Source organism: Weissella halotolerans DSM 20190, from assembly GCF_000420365.1.
GTDB lineage: Bacteria > Bacillota > Bacilli > Lactobacillales > Lactobacillaceae > Weissella > Weissella halotolerans.
In genome coordinates this window covers 107,145-131,512 of the sequence record NZ_ATUU01000003.1, presented here as the reverse complement: position 1 = coordinate 131,512, position 24,368 = coordinate 107,145, and the positions used below count along the sequence as shown (strand labels likewise).

Sequence of the window (24,368 nt, the reverse complement as noted above, 5' to 3'; positions counted from 1 at the left end):
CTATAGCGACCGTGTATTTTTTATTTCAACTTATCGTAGCCATAGGTATGCGTGAGGTCTAACTGTGGGAAATTTTGTTGCCGCAAGGCCTCATAAATGATGATGGAAACTGTATTAGATAGATTAAGAGAACGAATATGTTCATCATTTTGTGGAATCCGAAGAGCTTCATCTGCATGTTCCCGCATAAAGGGGGCAGGTAGGCCGGTCGTTTCTTTACCGAATAAAAAGTAATAGTCGTGATCAGGTTGCGTGTAATCGGCTTGATGGTAAGCTCGAGGAGCAAACTTAGAAATTAAGAATAATTCATCATTGTCGGTTAGCGTTGCCATAAAAGCCGGCAAGTTTTTATGGACAGTTAGATCAACGTTATCCCAGTAATCCAAGCCTGCTCGTTTAACATGCTTATCATCTAATTTAAACCCTAAAGGCTCAATCAGATGTAGTTTCGTATTGGTTCCTGTAGCCGTTCGCGCAATATTACCAGTATTGGCAGGCATTAGGGGCTCAAATAAGACAATATGATTTGTACTCATGACACACTAAATTCCTCTTTTTTCTTTTTGTGTAAAACAAACTCATAAAAAAGTATAGCACGAACCTAAAAAGGCTCGTGCTATCCCTAAATAATCTTATTAAAGTTTTTAACCCAAACTTAGGACGCCATACCTTATTCCTTAGTATTTCCGTCCGGATAGAGACTCGAAACATGGCGCCACCAACGATATAATCGCGAACACAGCACCTTCAAAACAGCATAAACTGGAATCCCTAATACCACACCTAAGACGCCAAAGACTGTCCCTGCTGATAGTAAAATCATCAGGACCGTGACCGGGTGAATGTGCAGAGAATGCCCCATTAATTTAGGTGATACAACCCGACTCTCAAGCGTTTGCTCGATTAAAAAGACGATAAAGACTTGCACAACCAGCATGAAATTCCCTGATAAGGCCACAGCAAAAGCAGGTACCAAGGCCAGAGCGGACCCAATAAAGGGGATGATATTGCATAAACCGGCAATAACAGCTAACAGCCAGCCATAGGGCAAACCAATGACAGTATACCCAATTCCAAACATAATCATAACTGCAAAACAGACCGCTAAGGTGCCCCGCACATAATTTGAAATTTGCTGGTTAATTTCCGTTAACGTGCTGTAAAAACTAGGTTGTAAGCGTGGTGGCAAAAATTGGCCTACATAATGAGGTAACCGGGCCCCATCCTGCAAGAGGTAATAAAGAATCACCGGAAAGGTCACTAAGGTTACCACTACCCCGACCACTGAACCCAAAAGGCTACCAACACTAGATAAGCCCTTTGATGTTTCGGATAAGTTCAAACTTTGCACCCATGTCATTGCCTCAGCACTAGTTTTTTTCACTAAAGCATCTGCTTGTGGTGCATAGTCTTGGCGACTATATTGCTCGACCACCTGATTAACCTTATGCCAATAAGCAGGAATATGACTAGCAAAACTACTAATTTGTGTCCCCAACCAGGGAATGAAGACGGCCAAGCCCCAAATAATCAGCCCCAACAAAACAGTAAAGATGATTAAGATGGTCCACATTCTTTTCAAATGTAGCCGCCGCTCAGTCCAATTGACTAAAGGATTTAACAGGTAATAAAAAGCAGTCGCCAATAAAATTGGACCCGCAACCACACCTAAAAATTTAACCACCGGATCGAAAATAAAGCTAACCTTGTTCAGCATATAGATGGTGGCTAAAATCACTAGCCCCACAATAAGCCCTGCAACCACCTTATTATCCAAAACCCAGCGTCTAAACCAAGTCGCCTGTCCATTTTGATTTTGCATGTTAACTTCCTATCTTGCTGCCCTTATTTAAAGACGACCCGTACACCTTCAGGGACAACAAAGTTCTTTTGAATTAAGGTTAACTTACCAGTTTTTGAACTTCGTTCGTAGACTGATAGATTGTCAGTATTTTGATTAGCCACAATTAGGTACCGATTCGATGGTGACAAAGCGAAGTCACGCGGAAAATCACCTTCTGAGGAAATTAATTGAATACGCTCAACCTTAGCTCCCCCATCCTTAATTTCAAAGACCGCGATACTATTATGACCACGGTTTGAGGTATAAATAAAGTGACCATCGTCTGATACATAAATAGCAGCAGCCCCATTATGCTTATGCCAATCTGTAGGAATCGTACTAATCTCTTGCAACAGCTTAAAAGTACCATCATGCTGATTATACTTCAAAACGGCTAATTTCGATGATAATTCACCTAAGAGATAAGCATATTGGCCATCCTTACTAAAACGAATATGGCGTGGCCCGAAGCCAGATTCAGCGTTATATTCGGCAACCTGCGTTAATTTACCTTCAGCTGACACATCAAAGGTAAAGACTTTATCAGTGCCCAAGTCAACTGCCACTAAGCGGTTATCAGGTGTTAAATTAGCAAAATGAATGTGGGATTTGTCTTGTTCTGGACGCGGACCTTGACCCGATGACTTAAAACTATCCGTCAATGTCAAAGTACCATCATCGTGAATTGCAAAGACTTTCACAGTTCCCTTATGATAATTAGCAGTATAAACTAGCTGCCGTTGTTCATCGACGGCAACGTAGGCTGGCGATGAACCGCCCTCCATGTAACTTGCAATAAACTCTGTTTCGCCATCCTTGCTAAAATCATAAACAGCAAGTCCACCATGATCTCCATCACGGTCAACTGTATACAATTTATCAGCGGCACTTACGGCTAGGTATGTTGGTGAACCCAGTTGGGCAATATTACGTACATTTGAAATATAGCCATTTTCATCATCAAAATCCAGTTCATAGATTCCTTTTGATGCACCCATCGTATAGGTACCAATTAACACTTTATCCATAATTTCCATCCTCCCTCAATCACAGTGATCAGCTTTTACCTAGTAAGTATACCATAATGAAAAGGGTTACACCTTAGTTTGCTCACAAAAAAACAAACAGTCAGACGGTTGACTGTTTGTTTAATCTTACAATGACTATTTATTTAACATTCGTTGCGCCCGCTTTTGCTTGGCTTCACGCCGTGATACCCAAATTGAAGCTAAAATTGAAAGGGTTAACAAGGCAACCACCACTGCAAGCGACATCATATTTGATATATCCAAAGGCCAGTTAAACATCTTGCTACCCTCATTTAAAATCATCTTAAACCCTATGAAGGCTAAAATTCCTGCTAAACCATACTTGATGTAGCGAAACATTGGCAGCAAGCCAGCTAAGGCAAAATAAAGTGACCGTAAGCCCATAATAGCGAAAATATTTGACGTAACCACAATGAACGTATCTTGTGTAACGGCTAATACAGCAGGAATTGAATCTACTGCAAAGAGTAAGTCCGTCGCTTCAATAAATAAAAGCGCCAATAGGAACTGCGTTGCATACCACTTCCCCTGTTCCTTAACAATAAAATGTGGTTCACGCACGTCTTCTTTAACTGGCAACCACCGTCGCAGCGCCTTAATGATACCACTTTGGCTTAAGTCCTTTTCCTCATCACGTTCAAAAAACATTTTCACTCCGGTAATGATTAGGAAGGCACCAAAGACATACATTAACCAGGCGAACCGGTGCAATAACGCTGCACCCCCAAAGATAAAGATTACCCGCATCACTAAGGCCCCGAAAACACCCCAAAAGAGGAGCCGGTGTTGATACTTCGTTTCGATACCAAAAAATGAAAATACCAAGATAAAGATAAAGAGATTATCAATACTTAGGGACTTTTCTAATAGGTATCCAGTCACAAAGTCAACCGCTGGTCCTTGGCCGGCAAAAAACCAGAGACCAGCTGCAAAAACAAAGGCTAACCCAATCCAAAAACCCGTCCATAATAAGGACGATTTCATACTTGGTGCTTCATTTCCCTTATGAAAAACACCCAAATCCAAGGCTAACATGATTAAAATAAAAACAAAAAAAGCAATCCAGTAGCCAATACTTACTGTCATAACAAACCATCTTTCCTACTTGCGCAAGGAATCTCTACAATTATTCCTAGTCTGACTGATTATACGGTCTAAACTTAAATAGACCTAAAATTTAACCCAATTAAGGTACTACTAATTAAAAAAGACCGGTTGCTAACCGGTCTTGACACTTACAATAAAGGTGATAATAAGCGACTGAAGTGCTGTTTGATCGTCAACCATAGTGATTGGGCTGCCAAAATATCATCCGTTTGCAAAGTACTGTCAGCAATGTTTTCCGCAAAAATAGCCACCATCTGCCTTGCCAAAGTCTCATCGTAAACAAAGGCATTTGCTTCAAAATTGAGTTCAAAACTCCGGTAATCTAAATTAGCTGAGCCAACCGATACATACTTTCCATCAACTACGATTGTCTTTGCATGCATAAAGCCCTTGTTGTAAGCGTAAACCTTGATGCCAAGCTTAGATAACTGCCAAGAATAATACTGTGTCGCCCGGTAAACAAAGGGATGATCCGGCATATCAGGTGTTACAATCTCAACTTGCACCCCCGACTTAACTGCAATCTTCAAGGCATCAAGCACCGAAGGATCAGGAATAAGATAGGGCGTTGTGATTTTTATAGAATGCTTAGCTAACTGAATTAATTTTAAATAACCCATTTTAATTTGTTCCATGCTTGAATCAGGACCACTCGAAACAATTTGCATCACAGCCTGTCCAGCCGTCGAAACTGTGGGATAGTAGCTCGCCCATTCGGCTTCAGTGGCCGGATTGATTGGTTGTTCAGATACCGTTGCATTCCAAGAAGTTAAAAACTTGGTCTGTAATCCATGCACACCCTGCCCGTGAATACGAATTGAACAATCACGCCAATTACCAAACTTTGGATCCCAGCCCATATACTGGTCACCAATATTGAGCCCACCAATGTAGCCATAAGTCCCATCAATTGTAATAATCTTATGATGATCACGGAAGTTTGCTCGCATGTCAATCACATTCAATTCATTCCGTAAAAAAGGATAAGCCCATCCACCAGCATCAAAAAGAGGTTGGAAAAACTGCTTGGTCGTCCCCATTGATCCCCATGAATCATACAAGACCCTCACTGCGACTCCAGCCTTTGCCTTAGCAACTAAATGGTCCAAGACCTTTTGCCCAATTTTATCGGCATAAAAAGTATAGAATTCAATATGAATAGACTGCTTAGCCTGATCAATATCCTTGAGCACAGCCTCCATAAATGGCTTGCCTCCAGTAAAGGTTTCTATCTCGTTCTGTCCTAAAAGAGGAGCTGTATCAATATTCATAAACATTTCAGCCATCCCGCTAGCATCATTAATTAATGCATTATTAGGATTCTCAGTTACATCGAGCCTTCCCAACTGACTCTTTTGCTGATCAAAGGTTCGTTGCAACCGTTCTTGCACCGTTACTGGTAATGGAAAGACCGTCTTTTTGGGCAAGCGCCGGCCAAAAAAGGAATAGATAAAAAAGCCTAAAATTGGCAAAAATACGAGTAAAAGCAACCACGCCCACGTAGCTGCAATATCACGGGGCTGTCGAAACACAGTAAAGATGGCTAAGCCCGCATTGATAATCACAATAATATTTAAAAGTGTTGTCCATTCCACTATCATTTCATCCCCCATACTGACTACTAGTTAAATAATCCCGTCACAATCACATTCTAATGCCTAAGTATGCTGTTCACTGGGGATCTTGTCTAGTCACCAGGTATAATTCTTAAAACTCTCATGCCTATCTTTAAAAAAATGCAAGTAACTAGCTGGGTCTTACCATATCAATATGGAGAATCCCATCTTCCAAATAAGGACTTGAAATGGCAGTAAACCCAAATGTCGCATAAAACGACGTTAAATAAGCTTGCGCCGCAATTTGAACTTCTTGCTGTGGAAAGCGGTTCTTTATTTCAGCAAGGGTCCGCCTGATTAACGCTTTACCTAATTCTTGGCCGCGGTAAGGTGCTTTGACCAGGACACGGCCAAAGCTAATGTGGCGACCATCTAAATGCGGGATGACACGTGCATAGGCCACCAACTCACTTCCCTGCCAAAAACAAACATGCAAGGCCATTTCATCTTGACCATCAATTTCCTGATAGGGACAGGCTTGCTCTACAACAAATACCCTTACCCGCTCTTGCATAATCGTTAACAATTCAGTTGGTGACAGCGCATCAGTTTTTTTAACACTAACCTGATAATTTTCCATTTTTTATTGTCACCTGCCGTTACTTTTTAATTTCTTTATATACAGCCCTAAAGCTGAGCTTATTTCTATTATGGGCCACAGCCCAATCACTTCTTCTCAATCAATTAGGTTGACAATCCTAATCAACGTAGCGTTGCATTAAGTCTTCATCCGTCACGATTGTATCAGGCTCAACCTGTACACCTGAGGTACTTTGCCAAAGTTCCCAACGACCATTATGTTGATCAATAATCCGATAAGACCAATCAGGCAAATCAGAATAAATATCAGCCATCATCTTCCCCGCTTCCAATTGCTGTGGATTCAACTTGCCAAAGGCCGGTGTAGTTAATTCAAAACCATTATGTATTTCGGTCAGTTTAACTTGTGACACTGGTAATGGTCGATAAGGGATCAGATTGCCTTCATCATCAATCCCAAAATGGCCCACCTGCTTAGCGTAATCCAAGGCCCACTCTTTTAAAATATTCCGTTGCTGCGTCATTGATAATTTAGTAAACACAGGAGTTGCTGTCGTTTGGCTTGCACTTAACTGACTGGTTCCTGATGATTGCTCAGTAGACGATGTAGACGACGCCTGTTTGCTAATCGACTGGTCACCAGATCTTTCTGGACTTTTAGTATGTTGGTCTTGGCCTAATACAAACAACCCTGCCCCTAGCAACAGGGCAACGCCCAGCGCACTAGTGAGTATTTGTAACCAATGACGACGCCGGGCTACTAAATAAGCTGGTCGCCACCGACGCTCATGTCGCCTCTTGCGGTAAAAGGCATAAGTATGCATATTTGAATATGCGTAGGAGGGTTCAGTTTCTTGCGCCTGAGCCCGCCTTTTTCGATACTTTTCAATTCGTGAATAATCCTCTTCTGTCATTTCCCTTCTCCCTAGCAAAGTCTATCCAAATTATATCATAACTCAATATTTAAACTGGTACCTATCCAACATCTAACGATGAATAGGCGCCGTTATGGCTTGACTTGATTTCAAATCTCTAATAATCACACTAAAAAATCGCAATACCAGATCAATTAGTGGCCTATAGCCTCCGATTAATGACATTTTAGGCAGAGCATATTCAAACACTCTCAAAGAGCGTTAAAGGCGTTGGATTTAATAAGTCAAGCCCGGTACACTTTAAGTGGAAAATTATATGGCAAATAATTCGGGAGATAAGTGATTTTTCACAAAATAAAAACCGCTATCCAAAGCCATTTGAAAGCCTATAGATAGCGGTTTGAAAGCATTTTAAGTAAAATACAGAAATTCAATATAACGGAGATGGGGGGATTCGAACCCCCGCGCCAGTTGCCCGACCTACGCCCTTTCCAAGGGCGCCTCTTCAGCCACTTGAGTACATCCCCAAAATGTTATCGGGACCAAGTCCCAATAGCATTATACATAACTTTTTATTGCTTGCCAAGCAAAGATTACGAATTACTCTTTACATCCAATTGAACAAAGTTAGCAATCCGGGCCGCTTGCTGACTAACTAAGGCCAAGGTAGCTAGACGATTTGCTTTTAACTGCTCATCGTCAACCATAACCATGGTTTGATCAAAGTAAGCGCCAATTACCGTGTGCAACCCCAATAAGTCAGTTAACAACTGGTTAAGATCAGTTTCCTTAGTCAACGGCAAAACAGCATCATAAAGGGCTTGTTCAGCTTCATTCTCAAATAAGTTTGGTTGTACTTGTCCACTTTCAGGATTCTTTTGGGTCAAGCGCATAATCCGGGTCAATGCTTCCACCCCGATCCGAAAATCCGCTTCAGTCTGGTGCGCTAAGATAACCTCTGCTGATATGGTCATTTGGGCCGGATTAGTAAAGCCATTTTCGGTCACGGCTGCAATCACATCGCGTCTTACGCCCTTTTTATGCAGTGCTTTAACTACGCGATCCGTCAAGAAGTCCAAGACATCAGCAACCTGTCCTGTTAGTTCAGCTGCAACTTCATTAGGTAATCCAAAACGGTCATCCTGTCGAACAATTTTCACAATAAAATCATTTAAGAGCTGTTCAAGTGAAAATGTCCAGTCATTAGCAACGAGGATATTTACAACCCCTGAGGCTGCTCGGCGCAAAGCATAAGGATCATTGGAACCTGATGGTTGCATGCCCCCTGCAAAGAATGATAGCACTGTTTCTAACTTATCAGCTAAGGCCAAAACTTTGCCGAGCATTGACGCTGGTAGCTTGCCATCAGCACTCGTTGGCATATAATGTTCGCGAATTGCTACGGCAACGGCTGGATCCTCACCAAAGAGACGGGCATATTTTTCACCCATAACGCCTTGAAGTTCATCAAATTCACCAACCATGCCAGTCATCAGGTCAAACTTGTAAATTGTAGCCGCACGCGCGAGTTGCGCACGTTCTGCCTGATCCAACTGAAGCCGGTCAGCAATTAACGCCGCCAACACTTGGGTGCGACGCGTATGACTAGCTAGTGAACCTAGTTTGGCATGGAAAGAAACCTGTTCTAGCTTAGCATTATATTCATCAATAGTATGCTTTTGATCCTCTTGATAGAAGAAAGCAGCATCTTCTAACCGTGCCACCAAGACCTTTTCATTACCAGCAATCACATTATCAATAAAGTCTGCATTTCCATTCCGAACTGAAATAAAATGCGGTAATAGCTGTCCTTGGTCATCAACCACATGGAAGAAACGTTGATGCTCGCGCATTGACGTAATGAGAACTTCATCAGGTAACAGTAGATACTTTGGATCAAAATCACCCGCAAAGGCAGTTGGATACTCAACCAGGTTGTTCACTTCTTCAAGTAAGTCAGCATCTGGCACTACCTGCCAGTGTTGCTCCTGAGCCAAATGTTCAATTTGCTGCCAAATCGCATCTTTACGGGCTTTTGCATCGACTTGTACAAAGGAAGCAGCTAATTGTTCCTGGTAATCAGCGGCTTGCTTTAGGTTTACTGCATGACCTAAGAAGCGGTGACCACGACTTGTCCGATCCGTTGTTACCCCAACCAAACTAAATGGCACTACTTGATCATCTAGAAGGGCTACGAGCCACCGAATTGGTCGAATATATTCAAAGTCATGTCGACCCCAACGCATGGTTGTTGGGAAGGTCATCGCTGCCACCACGTCCTTAACGCCTTTTAAGACTTCAGCAGCGGGTTGACCAGCCTCAAACTTTTTAACGTACACATATTCTTGGCCTTTAAATTCCTTAAAGTAAATATCATCAGTAGTCAGGCCCTGACCTCTGGCAAACCCTTGTGCAGCTCGTGAGTAGGCTCCAGTCTCATCAAAGGCTGCCTTTTTTGCGGGGCCTTTAACTTCTTCTTCATTATCCTTTGCCCGCTCTGCAAGGTCTTGAACCAAGATTGCCAAACGCCGAGGAGTCGAGTAGGCCTTAATTGCACCATGTGGTAACCGTTGGTCTGTCAAAAAGGTTTGCATCCGATCAACTAATTGTTCTTCGGCCGGCGTCACTAAATGTGCGGGCATCTCTTCCAAACCAATTTCAAGCAAAAAATCTGCCATTTTACTTTGCCTCCTCTTCTTCAGGTAAATACTTGGCTCGTAGTGTTTCATCCTTCAGTAGTGGATAGCCCAGTTTCTTACGCTCAGCAATAAACTCTTTAGCAACCGTACGGGCCATCTTGCGAATACGACTCAAATATTTAGCCCGCTCGGTAACGGATACTACCCCACGTGCATCCAACAGATTAAAGGTATGTGAAGACTTTAAAATATAATCATAAGCTGGATGAACTAAATTATGGTCTAAGGCTCGTTTGGCCTCAGCTTCATACTCATTAAAATGAGCTAACAACATTTGCGCATCAGAGGTATCAAAAGCATACGTTGACTGTTCAAATTCAGGCTCCTTGAAGATATCACCGTAAAGCACACCATGACCCCACTCTAAGTCATAAACGGTTGGCACGTCTTGAATATAAGAAGCTAAACGTTCTAGCCCATAGGTAATCTCAGCTGTTACAGCATCTACTTGAATCCCACCAACTTGTTGGAAATAAGTGAACTGCGTCACCTCCATACCATCAAGCCAAATTTCCCAACCAATTCCGGCAGCGCCCATAGATGGATTTTCCCAATTATCCTCAACAAACCGAATATCATGTTCCAAAGGATTAATTCCTAATGCGGCCAGCGATTGAAGATAAAGTTCTTGAATATTATCAGGTGATGGTTTCATTACCACCTGAAATTGATGATGTTGATAAAGCCGGTTAGGGTTATCCCCGTAACGCCCGTCTGCTGGGCGTCGGGATGGCTCCACATAAGCTGCATGCCATGGTTCAGGACCATTGGCTCGCAAAAATGTATATGGGCTCATGGTTCCAGCCCCTTTTTCTGTATCATAAGCTTGCATTAGCATTGCCCCTTGGTCAGCCCAAAAAGTTTGCAACGTCAAGATAATATCTTGCACACTCAACTTGGTTGTCATGCTCCTCATCCTTCCTTTATATACGACACTAAAAAGCCCTGCACTAGACACAACAGTATCTAATGCAGGGACGATTAATTCGCGGTTCCACCCTACTTCCAATCAACAGATTGGCAGCTTCATGATTCATCTTTTGGACTCCGACAATGCCCTCGTCTTTTTTACCCTCACACCACCGGTAAATCGCTGCAATCAGACTTTCCTTTGTCATCAACATCTATACCTAGTATTTTACTCAGATTGCTTTAAAAGTCAATCTTTCTTCAGGCTTCATCTACGTGACCTGGTCTTTTTTGTAAGCGTTGATCCCATTGATGTAATTGCTGAATAAAGCGTTTTGCCTTTAATTGAACCCCCACTTGATCATCATAAATAGCATCTAATACCTGAGTCATACCATGTTTTGTCTCTGTGCTTAAAGATAAAGAGTTAAGTTGCCGTAAGTCAGTTAGTTGGGCTAGCCGTGCTAAAACTGGTAGTACTTTGCCAGACAAATGAAAACGATGTTCATCCAGCTGCCAATGACGTTCGCACAAGGCCCCCGAGTAGGCCATCGAAAAATCTAATGGTCCCGCTTGACGGCCACAGACGACACAAGCCCCAAACTCCGGTTGAACACCAAAATCAGTCAATAATTTCACTTCAAAGAAATTGGCAAGCCCTTGGGCATCAACCCCAGCAATCATTTTTTCTTCAGCTACTACTGCCTGATCATACCAAAAAGGAAGCGGTTGGTTATCGACAAAGGCGGCGTCAATGAGACCCAGTATATAAGTCATATAGGCATTTAATTCAACATCTTGCAAGAAAGGAATCGGCAAAGTGCTAGTCTTGACATCATTAATAAAGCTTAGACCGGTTTGATGGATGACCCCTTCATAGGTGGCTCGGGTTAATGGTTGCAAATCAGCTGCATAGGGGTAGCGTTTCCCCTTGGCATTCCGAATGTAAAACATGCGCTTACCATACTGTTTAGTTAGCATTTTTACTAACAGGTCACGTTCCTTGTGACTTCGCTGATACATGACGACTGCATCAAATACCTCTGTCATTTTCCGCCTCCTAAGAAAAAGGCGGCGCCAAAACGCCACCCCTGCTTTTAAATATCCGAATCTTCCTTATAACCATAAGACTGTAGAGCCTGGGGCTTATCACGCCACCGTTCCTCCACTTTCACCCAGAGTTCAAGATAAATTTTCTCACCTAACAAGCGTTCCATATCTTTACGGGCCCGGGTGCCAATTTCTTTAATCATTGAGCCCCCTTTTCCAATCACAATGTTCTTTTGTGAAGCCCGTTCAACCACAATGGTTGCCTGAATGTGTAACTTCTCGTCATGTTCTCTAGCAATTTGATCAATGACGACCGCCACTGAATGTGGCACTTCCTGACGGGTTAATTGCAATACCTTTTCTCGAATTAATTCCCCAATCAAAAAACGTTCTGGATGATCGGTAATTTGATCCGCCGGATAATATTGTGGGCCAGGCTCTAGGCCGTCCATCGTTAATTCTAGGAGTTCCTGAACACCATCCCCATTGCGCGCTGAAATAGGGAAAATTTCAGCAAAATCGTACTGTTGACGATAGTCATCAATCTGGGTTAATAGCGCTTCTGGCTTTACCAAATCAATCTTATTAATCACGAGATAAACCGGTGTTTTAACATCAGCCAAGCGCTTGATAATAAAGTCATCACCAGCACCCCGCGGTTCATCAGCATTCACAACTAACCAGATTAAATCGGCTTCACGTAAGGCCGACATCGCGGTCTTAATCATGAAATCATCCAAACCATTATGGGGTTTATGAATTCCTGGCGTATCCATGAAGACCACCTGACCCTCTGAGGTCGTATAAATTCCTTCAATCTTGTTACGGGTGGTTTGGGCCTTAGAAGACATGATGGCAATCTTTTCACCAATCATGCGGTTGAGCAACGTTGACTTGCCGACATTTGGCCGCCCAATTAAAGCAACAAACCCCGATTTAAATTCCTCAGTACTCATGTATGATCCTCATTCTTATAATGTCTTGTCTACCAACCGAGCAGTTGGAAGAGATAGGGTTGAAATATTAATAGGCCGATCACCACTGCCGTTGTTGCCGCCACCAAAACAGCACCAGCGGCTACATCCTTAGCTACCTTAGCCAAAGGATGAAAGTGGTGACCAACTGCTAAGTCTACAATCGCTTCAACCATGGTATTAACAAATTCAGACATGATAACGATGAAAAAGGCAATCGTTATCCAAATCCAATCTGATCGACCTAGGCCAAGGTACAAGCCAATGGCTAAAACAAAAATTGCCATCACCACGTGATAACGCATATTTCGCTCACGTCTTAATACTTCCACAATCCCATCTACGGCATGATGGAAGGCCTGGTGGAAACTTGTATTTTTATCAATTTGACTTAGCCGGCGTCTACTTTGCTTATCGCGTGAGTCCATAGCTATTCAAAATTTCTCGTTGTAACGTAAACATTTCCTTTTCAGCTTCATCACTAATCATATGATCATAGCCATTTAAATGTAAGAAACCATGCACAACTAAAAAGCCAAGTTCACGTTCATAGGAATGTTCTAAATACGTGGCCTGTTCACCAATCTTATCAACCGACACAATAATATCACCAATATTTTTAGCTAACGCGACTGGTTGATCGTCAGCAAAGTTAATTGGCACATCATCATCAGCATCTTCAATGGCAAACGAAATCACGTCAGTTGGTTTATCTAGACCACGATAATGTTTGTTATACCAGCGAATCTCAGGGTTATTCACAAAGGTTACTGACATTTCAGTGCCAGCAGGTAGTTGTAAATACTGCCCTGCGTAATCTAATACGTCTTGAACCAGTTGCAAGTGTTTAGACAATACACCGGGTTCTGAATTATCAATGATGGCTAAATCCATTTTTTTGTCCCCTTCAATCTCTTTTTCATTTAAGGTTTTCACTAGCTTGGTCATAAGCAGCCACAACTTTGGCAACATGCCTGACCACTTCACTATTTTTAAAGTAAATCATTTGAATATGCGGCACCGCAGCTAGGATTTGGGCTGCTTGTCGCAAACCAGAGGTAACTGACCTTGGCAAATCGACTTGTGATAAGTCACCATTAACAACCATTTTTGAGCCAAAGCCTAGTCGAGTCAAAAACATCTTCATCTGCGGCGGGGTTGTATTCTGTGCCTCATCTAAAATGATGAAAGCATTGTCTAACGTCCGGCCCCGCATATAAGCCAAAGGGGCAATTTCAATCGTTTCCCGCTCTAATAAGCGATCAGTCCGCTCTTTACCCAAAATTGCATATAAGGCATCATAAATTGGCCTTAGATAAGGATCAACCTTTTCCTTTAAATCACCTGGCAAGAACCCTAGGCTTTCACCAGCTTCTACGGCTGGCCGTGAAATAATTATTTTCTCAACACTACCCTGCTTTAAGGCCGCCACCGCCATGGCAACAGCTAAATATGTTTTACCTGTTCCAGCCGGGCCGATTCCAAAGGTGATGTCTTGATGTGCAATTGCTTGCACATATTGACGTTGACCAAAATTTTTAACACGCACAGCCTGCCCTTTGGCATCATGGAGTAGGGTCTCTGTATACATATCTCCAAAATACTCAAGGGTGCCATTTTCAGCCATACTAGTAGCTGAAATGATATCAGCTGGGCCAATTTTTACTCCCCGCTTGATAATTGCCGTTAACTTTTCAACAATGGCTAAGGTCATTATAACCCGCTCATCGTCACCATCAATCGTTAAACGATCGCCAAATACACGTAGCTGCGTACCTAAGCTCTCCTCTAGTAACCGTAAATGAGCATCGGCTGGTCCTACCAAGCCCATCTCTTGTTCAGGGTTTTCAAATTGGTAGGTCTTTTCAACTCGTTTTGTCAATAATCTAACCCCTCTTTATTCAATCAGTACACGGTCATTATACCGCAATTTAGTATGTATCGGGAGACCCGCCCGCGTGAAATTCTAACTAACTTAACTTAAGGCCTCCATTACGAGTTCCTTAACGGTCTGTCCATCTGCCCGACCTTTAACCTTAGGCATTAAGGCTCCCATTACTTTTCCCATGTCAGCTTTGGATTGTGCACCAACTGACTTTACCGTTGCGTCTACCAAGGCCTGCAATTCGGTTGCTGATAGTGGTTCAGGTAAATAGTGGGCTAAAACCGCTATTTGTGCGGTTACACCTTCCGCTAAATCAGGTCTGTTTGCTGCTAGATCGGCCGCCTTTTCATCTGTGCGCTGTTTCATCTCACGGGCCACTACCGTGAGCGCCTCATCATCTGTTAAAGGATGCCCCACTTTAATTTCTTCATTAGCTAAGGCGGCCTTTAAAAGTCTAATCACACTTAACTGCGTTTTATCATGGGCTTTCATGGCAGTCTTCATATCAGTCGTTAGCGTTGCTTGTAAAGTCATATTTTAACTCCCCCTGTCGTTCATCTAAAAAACTAGCTTAAAAGAAAACCGGACCACCATAGGTAGCCCGGTCAGGAAGTGTTTAACGTCCCTTCTTATTCTTGCGCTTACGAGCAGCCTCAGACTTCAACTTACGCTGAACTGATGGCTTAATGTAATATTCGCGCTTACGGAATTCTTGCAAAATTCCATCCTTTGATACACCACGCTTAAAACGACGGAGAGCATCATCAAGAGACTCATTCTTGCGAACAATAGTCTTGGCCATAATGTTTACCCTCCCTTCTCGTGTGAAGAATTCAACTATAACGTCGCACACTTTGTTCTTATCTATTCTAACAAACTTTAACTCAAAGTCAAAGCTAATTTAACAAAAGCAGGCCGGTCCTTATAGCTTGGTATCATGAAAGCGGCCTAAGATACGTTCAATCCGCCAGGTAGAGGCCCATGCCTTCTCATCAGCCCGAGCCAAGGCATCCCGAAAGTCATAGCGCTCATAGGCTGAAATGACCGTAAATAAGACTTCCTTTGGATGGTGAGAAAAAGCACCCTCCGCTCCATGAACAACTGTAATACCACGACCCAACTCCTTTTGTAAAAAAGCAATCACATGGTCCGGCTTTTCGGTGACAATCATTACTTGTAATTGTTGCTGGCGAGTATAAACGGCATCAATCATATAAGCATTAACGACTAAGGTTATAATCGTATAAAGCGCAAACTGCACGCCAAAGAGAGCTCCTGCAGCTAACAAGATGAAAAAGTTAAAGAGTAAGTTCACCGCACCCATTCGCATCCCAGTCCGACGGCGGACAAAAATACCAATAATATCCAGGCCCCCGGTAGAAATACCGTTACGCAAGGCTAACCCGGTACCAAACCCATTCACCACCCCACCAAAAAGAGCTAACAACAATGGATCCTGACTAACAGGTTCTGCAGGGCCCATAATTAAGCGCATGGCCGTTGCCGCAGCAAACAAGGCAAAGGCTGTAAACATGGCAAACCGTTTGCTTAATTCACGATAGGCCATCACCAATAAGGGAATATTTAGTAAAACCAACAAGAGCCCCACCGGAATCGTTACATGTAAAAAGCGGGTTCCTAATGTATTTAACACCTGAGCTAGGCCAGTAAAACCAGATGAATAGACATGCGCGGGGGTCCAAAAGAAGTTCAGTGCCACCGCTGATGTAATCGCATAGATTAATGCGGTCATGACCCGGGTCGAAAATTCATGTCGATCAAAATATTGTATTAACTGCGTCATTTATATCTCCATTAAGCATCTCAGGCTTGATTATTCTTCAGCCATGTTAGGCATCGATCCATCATCATAAACAGGTGCCTTCAGTCCCAAGTCAGCTTCCACCTGATCCTTCGAGACTGGCGTGGGAGCTTGTGTCATCGGCTCCGTTGCCTTTGAATTCTTAGGGAAGGCAATCACATCACGAATATTATCACGCCCCGCCAATAACATAGCTAGTCGATCCAAACCTAAGGCAATCCCTCCCATAGGTGGGAATCCGTATTCCATGCCTTCTAAGAGGAAACCAAAGGCCTTTTGGGCAGCTTCGGGGGTAAAGCCTAGGGCTGCCAACATCTTTTCTTGGATATCCATCCGATGAATACGGATTGATCCGGACCCAAGCTCGTACCCATTCAAGACGAGATCATAGGACTGGGCGTGGGCTTTATGGGCGCCATCTGGAGTAGCTAGCAGGGGTAAATCTTCTTCATTTGGCATTGTAAATGGATGATGCGCAGCAATCCAACGCTTTTCATCTGGTTGATACTCAAACAAAGGCCAATTAACGATCCAAGCAAAGGCCCACTTTGACTGATCAATCAAATCTAAGTCATGTGCAGTTTGCCGCCTTAAGGCATCAAGTGTCGCTGCTACTACTGGCGCTTGATCAGCCGCAAACAGAATTAAATCACCATCCTTAGCCTTAGTCTTGGCTAAGAGGTCGTCTGTTTTTGCTGTAAGGAATTTAGCAATGGGACCCTTAACACCTGCTTCATCCACCTTCAACCAGGATAAGCCCTTTGCACCAAAGCGTTCTACATACTTGGCCAGCTTATCAATATCTTTGCGTGAATAAGCAGCGGCCCCACCAGGGACGACAATTGCCTTTACCTGACCGCCATTTTTGACCGCATTGGCAAAAACACCAAATTCAGCATCGGCCATGATAGTCGTTAAGTCTTGGAGTTCCATTCCAAAGCGCAAATCTGGTTTATCAGTGCCATACCGTGCCATCGCATCGGCCCAATCCAAGGTTGGAATTTGATCGATATCCAGGTGATAATCAACCGTTTGGGCCATAATATTAGCCACCCAATGGTTCACTAGATCCATGATTTCTGACTGGGTCATAAAGGACATTTCTAAGTCTAACTGGGTGAATTCTGGTTGCCGGTCACCACGTAAATCTTCATCACGAAAAGCACGTGCTACTTGATAATAACGATCAAAACCTGCTCCCATTAACAATTGCTTAAAGAGCTGTGGGGATTGTGGCAATGCATAAAAAGAACCTGGGTAAATCCGTGAAGGTACCAGATAGTCACGAGCCCCCTCAGGGGTAGACTTAGCCAAATATGGGGTTTCAATATCAATAAACCCTTGACCATCTAAAAAGGCATGGGTAGCCGCCGTGATTTTGGCTCGAATTCTAAGATTGCGTTGCATTTCAGGCCGTCGCAAATCCAAGTAGCGGTACTTTAACCTTAAATCATCAGCAGCCTCAACTCCATCTTCAATCGCAAAAGGCGTGGTTTTAGCCGTAGCTAATATCTTAATGTGCTGTACTTGGACCTCAATCTTGCCCGACCGTAACTGCTCATTTTCAGCCCCTGCCGCTCGCTTGGCAACCACCCCTTGCACTTCAATCACATATTCTGAACGAACCGTTTCTGCTAACGCCAATGCATCAGCATCAATCTCTGGTGAAAATGCTAGTTGCACGATTCCCTCACGGTCTCTTAAATCAATAAAAATCAAGCCCCCTAAATCGCGTCGTTTTTGGACCCAACCATCTAAGGTTACCGTTTGCCCTAAATACTGTTCATCAATTAACCCTGCATAATTTGTGCGTGTCATGTTATTCATCCTCACTTTCTACTTCAACCACTTCTTCTGTGGGTTCAATGTAAGTTGGTAAAGCAGTGTATAAATCAACTAATGGAATCGTACGTTCAGCTGACGTCGCCATATTTTTAAGATGGGCCGTCTGTTGCGCTAATTCACGTTCGCCAATGGTAATAATAAAACGGGCTCCCAAACGGTTAGCTGCCTTGAACTGCCCTTTCAGTTTACGATTCTCATAGTCTCGGTCGGCGCGATAACCAAATGAACGCACTGCCTGGACCATTTGCATGGCTACCAAGTCTGTCCCGGCCCCCTGGTTGGCTACGTAAACATCCAAGCTTGGTTGTGTAGCCGTTAAAAGCTGTTGGTCAGCTAGTAATAACATTAAGCGTTCTAACCCAATCCCAAAGCCCATGCCAGACACTTCAGGACCACCAAATTCAGCAACTAAGCCATTATAACGGCCACCACCAGCGATGGTCGTATATCCATGGCCGAGCGCTTTGCTTTTTGTCATAATTTCAAAAATAGTATGGTTATAATAATCCAATCCCCGTACAGTTGTCGCATCAATCTCATAGTCAATGCCCAAGGCATCTAAATAAGACTGAACGGCCGTCCAATGTTCCTGGGCAGCAGGGCTTAAATAATCTAAGATTGATGGCGCTTTGGCAACAATTGCTTGGTCCTGAGCGTCCTTAGAGTCCAACACACGCAATGGGTTTTTACTTAACCGGGCTTGTGAGTCTGCTGATAATTGATCGGCCAAGGGCGTTAAATAGTCAATTAAAGCCTGGCGATAAGCAGCTCGTGAAGCTTGGTCGCCTAATGAATTAATGGTCACTTTGAGATCTTTTAATCCTAATGTTTGAAAAAAGTCAACTGCCATAGCAATTGTTTCCGCATCTAAAGCCGGTGATTCAGAGCCTAGCGCTTCCACCCCAATCTGATGAAATTGACGCATGCGTCCAGCTTGTGGGCGTTCATAACGAAACATAGGACCAATATAAAAAGCCTTATATGGCTTAGGATATTCTGGACCATAGAGCTTATTTTCAACGAAGGCGCGCACCACACCAGCGGTTCCTTCTGGTCGCAAGGCAACGTGACGCTCACCTTTATCATAAAAGTCATACATCTCTTTGGTTACTACATCCGAGGTATCTCCTGCAGACCGAGCAAACACGTCAAAGCTCTCAAACATTGGCGTCCGAATTTCTTCATATTGATAATCAGCAAACAATAAGCGTGCAGTTTCTTCCACATAATGCCACTGATAAGACCCATCAGGTAGTAGGTCTGCCGTTCCCTTAGGTTTTTGAAAACTTGCTTTAGCCATTATTATCATCCTCTTTTATCTATTCTTCTTGATGGACCTAACTGAAAAAAGCGCCCTTGACGACAGTTGAACTGTCATCAAGGGCGCTTTTTTGCACGGTACCACCTTGTCTTATCATCTTTAACCGTACGATAACGGTGTACAACCGCACAATGTGACCTAAGAAGTGTCCCTCTGATCCATATTGACAGGCTTTCACCACCCCCTGCTCGCTAGACTAATGGCTAGTCAGATTAACTTCCTCATCGGTGTTTAATATCCATTAATTATCTAATAGGTAATCTATCTCGTCAAGCCCCAATCATCCAATTTAGGGCATTTGTTGGCTAAGATAATGATCCAACCCCAGCGGAATCGCCCGGGCAATCTGTTCTTGATACTGACTTGTTTTAATGCGCTTAAAATCCTTATCAGAATTAATATACCCATTTTCCAACAAAATAGCCGGCAGGTCATTGTCACGTAATACTAAATAATCACCAAAAGCGATGCCTTTATTGTGCATTTGATTGGGAAGTCGAGACTGCAATGCTTGATTGACTGCGTTTGCGAGCTCTTTAGAGCCATTTTCTTGATGATAGTAGTAGGTCGTATAACCACTAGCTGAATTTTTTTCCGGCGCTGAATCAAAATGAAATGACAAGAACAGATCGGCATGCTTAGCCTCAGCCTGCTGCGGAATTTGTGCCAACGGAACTAAAACATCTTGATTTCGAATCATAATTACCCGGGCCCCGCGCTTTTCCAACTGTGTTTTCACCCGACGCGCTAAGGCCAGGGTATAATCTTTCTCATACTGATCCTGATTGGACAAAGCCCCGGTGTCAGAACCGCCGTGGCCCGCATCCAAAGCGATTGTGGTTTCTGAAAGGGGGGTTACTTTGGCTAAGGGCTTTTTGCGTTCAACTAACCAACTGGCTACCCAGCCTGTTGATTCATCTTCACGTCGCACATGGTACCACTTGTTTTTTTGACCAATAATTTGCAGGTGCTCACCTGGACTTAAAAGTCCAACTCGTTTAGCCGTAACTTTACCCTGTTCACGTACTGGTAGGTTCGCAATTTGCACTGTAATTTGCTGCTTATAAAGTAAAATTGCAGTGACCGTAACCGCTACACCTAAAAGAGAACCCGTGATTGCTAACGGCAGCCAAAAATGGACTAATCTACTAACCACCCACTGACCTAATGCCTTTACCTTGTCCAACCTTTCACCTCATTCATTTCTACACACCATGAAAAAAAGTGCCAGCAAGTGGCACTACGTTTTTTATCTGTCATTACCGCCCACTTTTAGAACATATCACCAGTCCAAGCTTGTTCCGGTAAGGTTATAAAATCATAGCTGGTTAAAGCTGCTACTGATGTTAACACTGCCTGCGCAGGTACGCCCATCATCAAGTTAATCGTACCAGCAGCTTTCTCTTTTAGCAAAATGACTGGCTTCCCCTTAGCACAAGCATAGCCAGTTTCCCAAGCGGTACCTGGATCAACATAGGTTCCCTCATAGTCAATCACAGCCAACATCACATCGGCTTGATCAATGTGTTCCCGATCCATTTCAAAAATCTCTTGTATCCACTCTGGACTCCCTTGACGATGTTTGGCTTCAGCCTTACGGGGACTAAATACCTTTTCGACCGTGGCATTAGTGGCTAAGGCCTGCTCTACGCGTTCAATCCGTTCAATCTGTTCACGATCAAAAAAGGGACCGGCTAGGTAAAGTTTCATCTTATCCATGACGTCTATGCTCCTTTGCTTTGGCACAAGTATGTTATCGTCCTTTAGTTTATACAAAAGATGCCGAACAAACAAGTTCTTCATCTAATTTATAGCAGCCATACCCGAAGATTAGTCCCGCGTTTGCCGTCGATACTGCCGCTGTTGATTTTGTACACCCGTTAAAACAAAATGAGCAGGATCCTGCTTACTCTGTGCTTTTTGATCAGCTGACCCCCAAAGGGCGCCTTCAAAGAGTTCTTCATAAGCCGGTACAGATAATTGTTGCCGTTGATCCAGTAGTTTTTCCATCCCAAGGACATCTAGTCCCGCTTTAAAAGTGGGTGCTAATGTTAGACTGAAAAACTCACCCTCTGCACCAGAACCATACGAAAACATACCAATTCGCTGGCCGCCCCTTAGCTGGGTATCATTCGCTAATAGCGATAACAAACTTAAATATAGTGACCCTGTATAAAGATTACCGACCCGCTTACTATAGACCCGACTAGCTTCAAAAGCGGCTAATAAGCTAGCCGCATGTGCTTCATCCGTTTCTGGTAACACATCCCGCAATGCCTTCAACCCCATTTTCGTAAAGGGCAAATGAAAGACCATGGCGTCAAAATCAGTCAATGTCAATCCAGTCGTATCTTGGTAACGTTGCCAGACCTCTTTAAAGAAATCTCGATAAACATTGGCCGAATACTTGCCATCTACCAATGCCTTATCATGATCAACCGGCCGCCAGAAATCCATGATATCAGCAGTCATAAATTGACTGTCGTCATTAATAACCGCAATCTGGGGATTAGCAGATACTAACATCGCCACTGCTCCAGCACCTTGAGTTACTTCACCACTAGTATTCAGGCCGTACCGTGCAATATCTGTCGCAATGACGAGTACTTTTTTATCTGGATGTAGGCTCACATAATCGCGGGCCTGCATTAAACCAAACGTACCAGAATAGCAGGCTTGCTTAAGTTCAATGGCTCGCGCATAGCGATTCAACTCTAATAACCGTTGTACATAGATGGCCACCGATTTTGAATGATCAACACCTGACTCAGTGGCAACTATGATTTCCGCTATTTCGGCCCGTTCTTGTTTAGTTAACAATTGCTCAGCCGCATTGGCTGCTAGGGTCACAGCATCTTGGCTTGGTGGTACAACGGCCTGTTCAGTTTGACCAATACCTAATAGATATTTATTAGGGTCCTCACCCCTAGCGTGAGCCAAATCAGTCATATCAAGATAGAGGTTACTTGTTGCAAAACGCATTTTTTCTATTCCAACAGTCATCATTTTATCCTAACCTTTCACTAATTAAGTCAATCAATTCTCGAGCAATCGCCGTTTTTGACTGTTCAGGTAAAGTCTTAGGCTTTTTACCTGGTTCTAGTAGCGTTACCACATTATTGGTCGTAGCAAATCCTAAGCCCGGTTGAGATACATCATTGGCAACTAATAAATCGAGCCTTTTTTGCTGTAATTTTTTACTTGCATTCGTTAAAACATCTTGTGTTTCAGCAGCAAACCCTACTAAAAATTGGTGCGTCTTCATCTGCCCCAATTGAGCTAAAATATCTGGGTTTTGCACTAAATCCAAATGGAGGCCACTCGTTTTTGATGTTTTTTTCATTTTTTGCTCCGCCGGTTGGCTTAGTCGGTAGTCAGCCACTGCAGCAGCCATCACAACAACATCTGCTTGTGCGTACACGTCTTTTAAGGCAGCCAACATATCTAAGGCTGACACAACATGCTTAACCGTCACCAACGCTGGTGCTGGCCGATCAACGGTTGTAATTAATATAACATGGGCTCCTTGGTTAACTGCTGCTTGAGCAATTGCATAACCCGTTTTACCGGATGAATGATTACCAATGTAGCGCACCGGATCAATGGCCTCTCTGGTGCCACCAGCTGTGACAACAACTGTCTTGTTAGCCAACTTCCCAGGATTTGCGCCAAAAAAAACTTGGCTTTGTTCAAAAATCACCTCTGGTTCAGGCATGCGTCCCTGCCCTGCATAGCCCTCTGCCAAAAGGCCACTGACCGGTTCAATAATATGCACTCCATCAGCGCGTAATTGGGCTATATTACGTACAAGTGCTGGATTGGACCACATATGGGAATTCATGGCTGGTATCACCACCGTTGGTACATGGCGTGCAAGCAGAACTGTTGAGGCGGCATCATCGGCTATTCCTTGTGCCATTTTAGCAATCAGGTTGGCAGTTGCTGGGACGACGATCTGATAATCGGCCCAATCAGCAAGGTTAATGTGTTCAATCGTTGGTTGGCTTGGTTGATCAAACAGATCGGTAATCACTGACTCACCAGTCAGTACAGCAAAGGTCTTTGCAGTCACAAACGCCTGCGCATTTGTTGTCATAACAACTCTTACTGTGGCCCCCGCCCGCACATATAACCGAGCTAATTGAACAGCCTTAAAGGCCGCAATGCCACCCGTAACGATTAAGAGGATTCGCTTTCCTTTTAACATATCTACTCCTAACAGCCAGTTTACTGATTCTTTCCTGTGCTTAATTTAAGTAAGTTAACCCTTTTATCATACCCCAAGTTGGCTATGATGAAAATCATGACCTACCCCTGCCAGTTAAATTTGGTCAACTAAGCTCAATTTTGCTTTTTTTGAAAATAAGTATTGCACTAGTAATTAAGTTCTGGTATATTAGTTCCTGTTGTTAAGGCAACTAAGTTAATGGCTCATTGGTCAAGCGGTTAAGACTCCGGTTTTTCACACCGGCATCCAGGGTTCGACTCCCTGATGAGCTATTAGACGACAGTAACAGTTCGTCTAACCTAGCATTAATAGATAATGGCTCATTGGTCAAGCGGTTAAGACTCCGGTTTTTCACACCGGCATCCAGGGTTCGACTCCCTGATGAGCTATAAAGAAAAAGCACACCTGTTCTTGGTGTGTTTTTTACTTTAACCTTGTCAAAAACGTCTAGAATCGCTATAATAGCAGAGTTGACTTTTGGAGACATGGCAGAGTGGTAATGCAGCGGACTCGAAATCCGCCGAACCGGTGTTGAGCCGGCGCACGGGTTCAAATCCCGTTGTCTCCTTATCTTTAAACAAAAAAGGAACACCTTGAGTCAAGGT

The 24,368-nt window shown here is 43.4% G+C and carries 23 protein-coding genes and 4 tRNA genes; 3 read left to right on the top strand and 24 right to left on the bottom strand.

Features of this window, described 5'->3' with window-relative positions:
- Positions 1-20 precede the first annotated feature (20 nt).
- The 24 genes from G414_RS0105370 to coaBC form a co-directional block, all read right to left on the bottom strand.
- Positions 21-536: a tRNA (cytidine(34)-2'-O)-methyltransferase gene (locus G414_RS0105370; protein WP_022791824.1), complete on the bottom strand. Its 516-nt coding sequence runs from the start codon at positions 534-536 to the stop codon at positions 21-23.
- Between the two features lie 134 nt (positions 537-670).
- Complete coding sequence (locus G414_RS0105365) at positions 671-1,822, bottom strand: AI-2E family transporter (protein WP_022791823.1); 1,152 nt, start codon at positions 1,820-1,822, stop codon at positions 671-673.
- A gap of 23 nt (positions 1,823-1,845) precedes the next feature.
- Complete coding sequence (locus tag G414_RS0105360; protein WP_022791822.1) at positions 1,846-2,871, bottom strand: lactonase family protein; 1,026 nt, start codon at positions 2,869-2,871, stop codon at positions 1,846-1,848.
- Between the two features lie 135 nt (positions 2,872-3,006).
- Positions 3,007-3,978: a TerC family protein gene (locus tag G414_RS0105355; protein WP_022791821.1), complete on the bottom strand. Its 972-nt coding sequence runs from the start codon at positions 3,976-3,978 to the stop codon at positions 3,007-3,009.
- A gap of 149 nt (positions 3,979-4,127) precedes the next feature.
- On the bottom strand, positions 4,128-5,600 hold the full coding sequence (gene cls / locus G414_RS0105350) for a cardiolipin synthase (protein WP_022791820.1): 1,473 nt from the start codon (positions 5,598-5,600) through the stop codon (positions 4,128-4,130).
- Between the two features lie 145 nt (positions 5,601-5,745).
- Positions 5,746-6,195, bottom strand: coding sequence for a GNAT family N-acetyltransferase (locus tag G414_RS0105345; protein WP_022791819.1), 450 nt, complete (start codon positions 6,193-6,195; stop codon positions 5,746-5,748).
- A gap of 118 nt (positions 6,196-6,313) precedes the next feature.
- On the bottom strand, positions 6,314-7,069 hold the full coding sequence (locus G414_RS0105340) for a hypothetical protein (RefSeq protein ID WP_022791818.1): 756 nt from the start codon (positions 7,067-7,069) through the stop codon (positions 6,314-6,316).
- A 400-nt stretch (positions 7,070-7,469) separates the two neighbouring features.
- Positions 7,470-7,557: transfer RNA gene (locus G414_RS0105335), tRNA-Ser, on the bottom strand.
- 66 nt (positions 7,558-7,623) lie between these two features.
- On the bottom strand, positions 7,624-9,708 hold the full coding sequence (glyS, locus tag G414_RS0105330) for a glycine--tRNA ligase subunit beta (protein ID WP_022791817.1): 2,085 nt from the start codon (positions 9,706-9,708) through the stop codon (positions 7,624-7,626).
- A gap of 1 nt (position 9,709) precedes the next feature.
- Positions 9,710-10,636 carry a glycine--tRNA ligase subunit alpha gene (glyQ, locus tag G414_RS0105325; protein WP_022791816.1) on the bottom strand — a complete coding sequence of 309 codons (927 nt, stop codon included), beginning with the start codon at positions 10,634-10,636 and terminating at the stop codon, positions 9,710-9,712.
- A 263-nt stretch (positions 10,637-10,899) separates the two neighbouring features.
- Positions 10,900-11,688 (bottom strand): DNA repair protein RecO, encoded by a 789-nt coding sequence (gene recO / locus G414_RS0105320; protein WP_022791815.1) that lies wholly within the window; start codon positions 11,686-11,688, stop codon positions 10,900-10,902.
- Between the two features lie 47 nt (positions 11,689-11,735).
- Positions 11,736-12,644: a GTPase Era gene (era, locus tag G414_RS0105315; protein WP_022791814.1), complete on the bottom strand. Its 909-nt coding sequence runs from the start codon at positions 12,642-12,644 to the stop codon at positions 11,736-11,738.
- Between the two features lie 29 nt (positions 12,645-12,673).
- A complete protein-coding gene (locus tag G414_RS0105310; RefSeq protein WP_022791813.1) occupies positions 12,674-13,090 on the bottom strand; it encodes a diacylglycerol kinase family protein in 417 nt (138 codons plus the stop codon).
- Complete coding sequence (ybeY, locus tag G414_RS0105305; RefSeq protein WP_027694559.1) at positions 13,074-13,556, bottom strand: rRNA maturation RNase YbeY; 483 nt, start codon at positions 13,554-13,556, stop codon at positions 13,074-13,076. Before ybeY ends, G414_RS0105310 begins: the two co-directional genes overlap by 17 nt.
- 25 nt (positions 13,557-13,581) lie before the next feature.
- Positions 13,582-14,493, bottom strand: a complete 912-nt coding sequence (locus G414_RS0105300) for a PhoH family protein (protein ID WP_051125798.1) — start codon at positions 14,491-14,493, stop codon at positions 13,582-13,584.
- A 144-nt stretch (positions 14,494-14,637) separates the two neighbouring features.
- Positions 14,638-15,081: a GatB/YqeY domain-containing protein gene (locus tag G414_RS0105295; protein ID WP_022791810.1), complete on the bottom strand. Its 444-nt coding sequence runs from the start codon at positions 15,079-15,081 to the stop codon at positions 14,638-14,640.
- 82 nt (positions 15,082-15,163) lie between these two features.
- Positions 15,164-15,349 carry a 30S ribosomal protein S21 gene (rpsU, locus tag G414_RS0105290; RefSeq protein ID WP_022791809.1) on the bottom strand — a complete coding sequence of 62 codons (186 nt, stop codon included), beginning with the start codon at positions 15,347-15,349 and terminating at the stop codon, positions 15,164-15,166.
- Positions 15,350-15,469: 120 nt separating this feature from the next.
- Positions 15,470-16,351 carry a YitT family protein gene (locus tag G414_RS0105285; RefSeq protein WP_022791808.1) on the bottom strand — a complete coding sequence of 294 codons (882 nt, stop codon included), beginning with the start codon at positions 16,349-16,351 and terminating at the stop codon, positions 15,470-15,472.
- 30 nt (positions 16,352-16,381) lie between these two features.
- Entirely contained in the window at positions 16,382-18,187 is a 1,806-nt protein-coding gene (gene aspS / locus G414_RS0105280; RefSeq protein ID WP_022791807.1) for an aspartate--tRNA ligase, read from the bottom strand.
- A 1-nt stretch (position 18,188) separates the two neighbouring features.
- Entirely contained in the window at positions 18,189-19,514 is a 1,326-nt protein-coding gene (gene hisS, locus G414_RS0105275) for a histidine--tRNA ligase (protein ID WP_022791806.1), read from the bottom strand.
- A 310-nt stretch (positions 19,515-19,824) separates the two neighbouring features.
- Positions 19,825-20,721, bottom strand: a complete 897-nt coding sequence (locus tag G414_RS0105270) for an N-acetylmuramoyl-L-alanine amidase family protein (protein WP_022791805.1) — start codon at positions 20,719-20,721, stop codon at positions 19,825-19,827.
- Between the two features lie 86 nt (positions 20,722-20,807).
- On the bottom strand, positions 20,808-21,254 hold the full coding sequence (locus tag G414_RS0105265; RefSeq protein ID WP_022791804.1) for a nucleoside 2-deoxyribosyltransferase: 447 nt from the start codon (positions 21,252-21,254) through the stop codon (positions 20,808-20,810).
- 111 nt (positions 21,255-21,365) lie between these two features.
- Positions 21,366-22,538 (bottom strand): hydroxymethylglutaryl-CoA synthase, encoded by a 1,173-nt coding sequence (locus G414_RS0105260; RefSeq protein ID WP_027694557.1) that lies wholly within the window; start codon positions 22,536-22,538, stop codon positions 21,366-21,368.
- A gap of 4 nt (positions 22,539-22,542) precedes the next feature.
- Positions 22,543-23,742, bottom strand: a complete 1,200-nt coding sequence (coaBC, locus tag G414_RS0105255) for a bifunctional phosphopantothenoylcysteine decarboxylase/phosphopantothenate--cysteine ligase CoaBC (protein ID WP_022791802.1) — start codon at positions 23,740-23,742, stop codon at positions 22,543-22,545.
- A 221-nt stretch (positions 23,743-23,963) separates the two neighbouring features.
- Here coaBC and G414_RS0105250 point away from each other — a divergent pair.
- From G414_RS0105250 to G414_RS0105240, 3 genes are all read left to right on the top strand, one after another.
- Positions 23,964-24,035: transfer RNA gene (locus G414_RS0105250), tRNA-Glu, on the top strand.
- A 45-nt stretch (positions 24,036-24,080) separates the two neighbouring features.
- A tRNA-Glu gene (locus tag G414_RS0105245) sits at positions 24,081-24,152 on the top strand.
- A gap of 90 nt (positions 24,153-24,242) precedes the next feature.
- Positions 24,243-24,331: transfer RNA gene (locus G414_RS0105240), tRNA-Ser, on the top strand.
- Positions 24,332-24,368 lie beyond the last annotated feature (37 nt).

Bases quoted from the DNA above. Each gene is read 5' to 3' on its own strand.
- aspS (WP_022791807.1), bottom strand. From the start codon at position 18,187: ATGACACGCACAAATTATGCAGGGTTAATTGATGAACAGTATTTAGGG.
- G414_RS0105310 (WP_022791813.1), bottom strand. From the start codon at position 13,090: ATGGACTCACGCGATAAGCAAAGTAGACGCCGGCTAAGTCAAATTGAT.
- G414_RS0105295 (WP_022791810.1), bottom strand. From the start codon at position 15,081: ATGACTTTACAAGCAACGCTAACGACTGATATGAAGACTGCCATGAAA.
- G414_RS0105260 (WP_027694557.1), bottom strand. From the start codon at position 22,538: ATGACTGTTGGAATAGAAAAAATGCGTTTTGCAACAAGTAACCTCTAT.
- G414_RS0105265 (WP_022791804.1), bottom strand. From the start codon at position 21,254: ATGGATAAGATGAAACTTTACCTAGCCGGTCCCTTTTTTGATCGTGAA.
- era (WP_022791814.1), bottom strand. From the start codon at position 12,644: ATGAGTACTGAGGAATTTAAATCGGGGTTTGTTGCTTTAATTGGGCGG.
- glyS (WP_022791817.1), bottom strand. From the start codon at position 9,708: ATGGCAGATTTTTTGCTTGAAATTGGTTTGGAAGAGATGCCCGCACAT.
- hisS (WP_022791806.1), bottom strand. From the start codon at position 19,514: ATGGCTAAAGCAAGTTTTCAAAAACCTAAGGGAACGGCAGACCTACTA.
- G414_RS0105360 (WP_022791822.1), bottom strand. From the start codon at position 2,871: ATGGATAAAGTGTTAATTGGTACCTATACGATGGGTGCATCAAAAGGA.
- G414_RS0105300 (WP_051125798.1), bottom strand. From the start codon at position 14,493: ATGGGCTTGGTAGGACCAGCCGATGCTCATTTACGGTTACTAGAGGAG.
- G414_RS0105285 (WP_022791808.1), bottom strand. From the start codon at position 16,351: ATGACGCAGTTAATACAATATTTTGATCGACATGAATTTTCGACCCGG.
- glyQ (WP_022791816.1), bottom strand. From the start codon at position 10,636: ATGACAACCAAGTTGAGTGTGCAAGATATTATCTTGACGTTGCAAACT.
- G414_RS0105340 (WP_022791818.1), bottom strand. From the start codon at position 7,069: ATGACAGAAGAGGATTATTCACGAATTGAAAAGTATCGAAAAAGGCGG.
- G414_RS0105355 (WP_022791821.1), bottom strand. From the start codon at position 3,978: ATGACAGTAAGTATTGGCTACTGGATTGCTTTTTTTGTTTTTATTTTA.
- cls (WP_022791820.1), bottom strand. From the start codon at position 5,600: ATGATAGTGGAATGGACAACACTTTTAAATATTATTGTGATTATCAAT.
- recO (WP_022791815.1), bottom strand. From the start codon at position 11,688: ATGACAGAGGTATTTGATGCAGTCGTCATGTATCAGCGAAGTCACAAG.
- rpsU (WP_022791809.1), bottom strand. From the start codon at position 15,349: ATGGCCAAGACTATTGTTCGCAAGAATGAGTCTCTTGATGATGCTCTC.
- coaBC (WP_022791802.1), bottom strand. From the start codon at position 23,742: ATGTTAAAAGGAAAGCGAATCCTCTTAATCGTTACGGGTGGCATTGCG.
- G414_RS0105370 (WP_022791824.1), bottom strand. From the start codon at position 536: ATGAGTACAAATCATATTGTCTTATTTGAGCCCCTAATGCCTGCCAAT.
- G414_RS0105365 (WP_022791823.1), bottom strand. From the start codon at position 1,822: ATGCAAAATCAAAATGGACAGGCGACTTGGTTTAGACGCTGGGTTTTG.
- ybeY (WP_027694559.1), bottom strand. From the start codon at position 13,556: ATGGATTTAGCCATCATTGATAATTCAGAACCCGGTGTATTGTCTAAA.
- G414_RS0105345 (WP_022791819.1), bottom strand. From the start codon at position 6,195: ATGGAAAATTATCAGGTTAGTGTTAAAAAAACTGATGCGCTGTCACCA.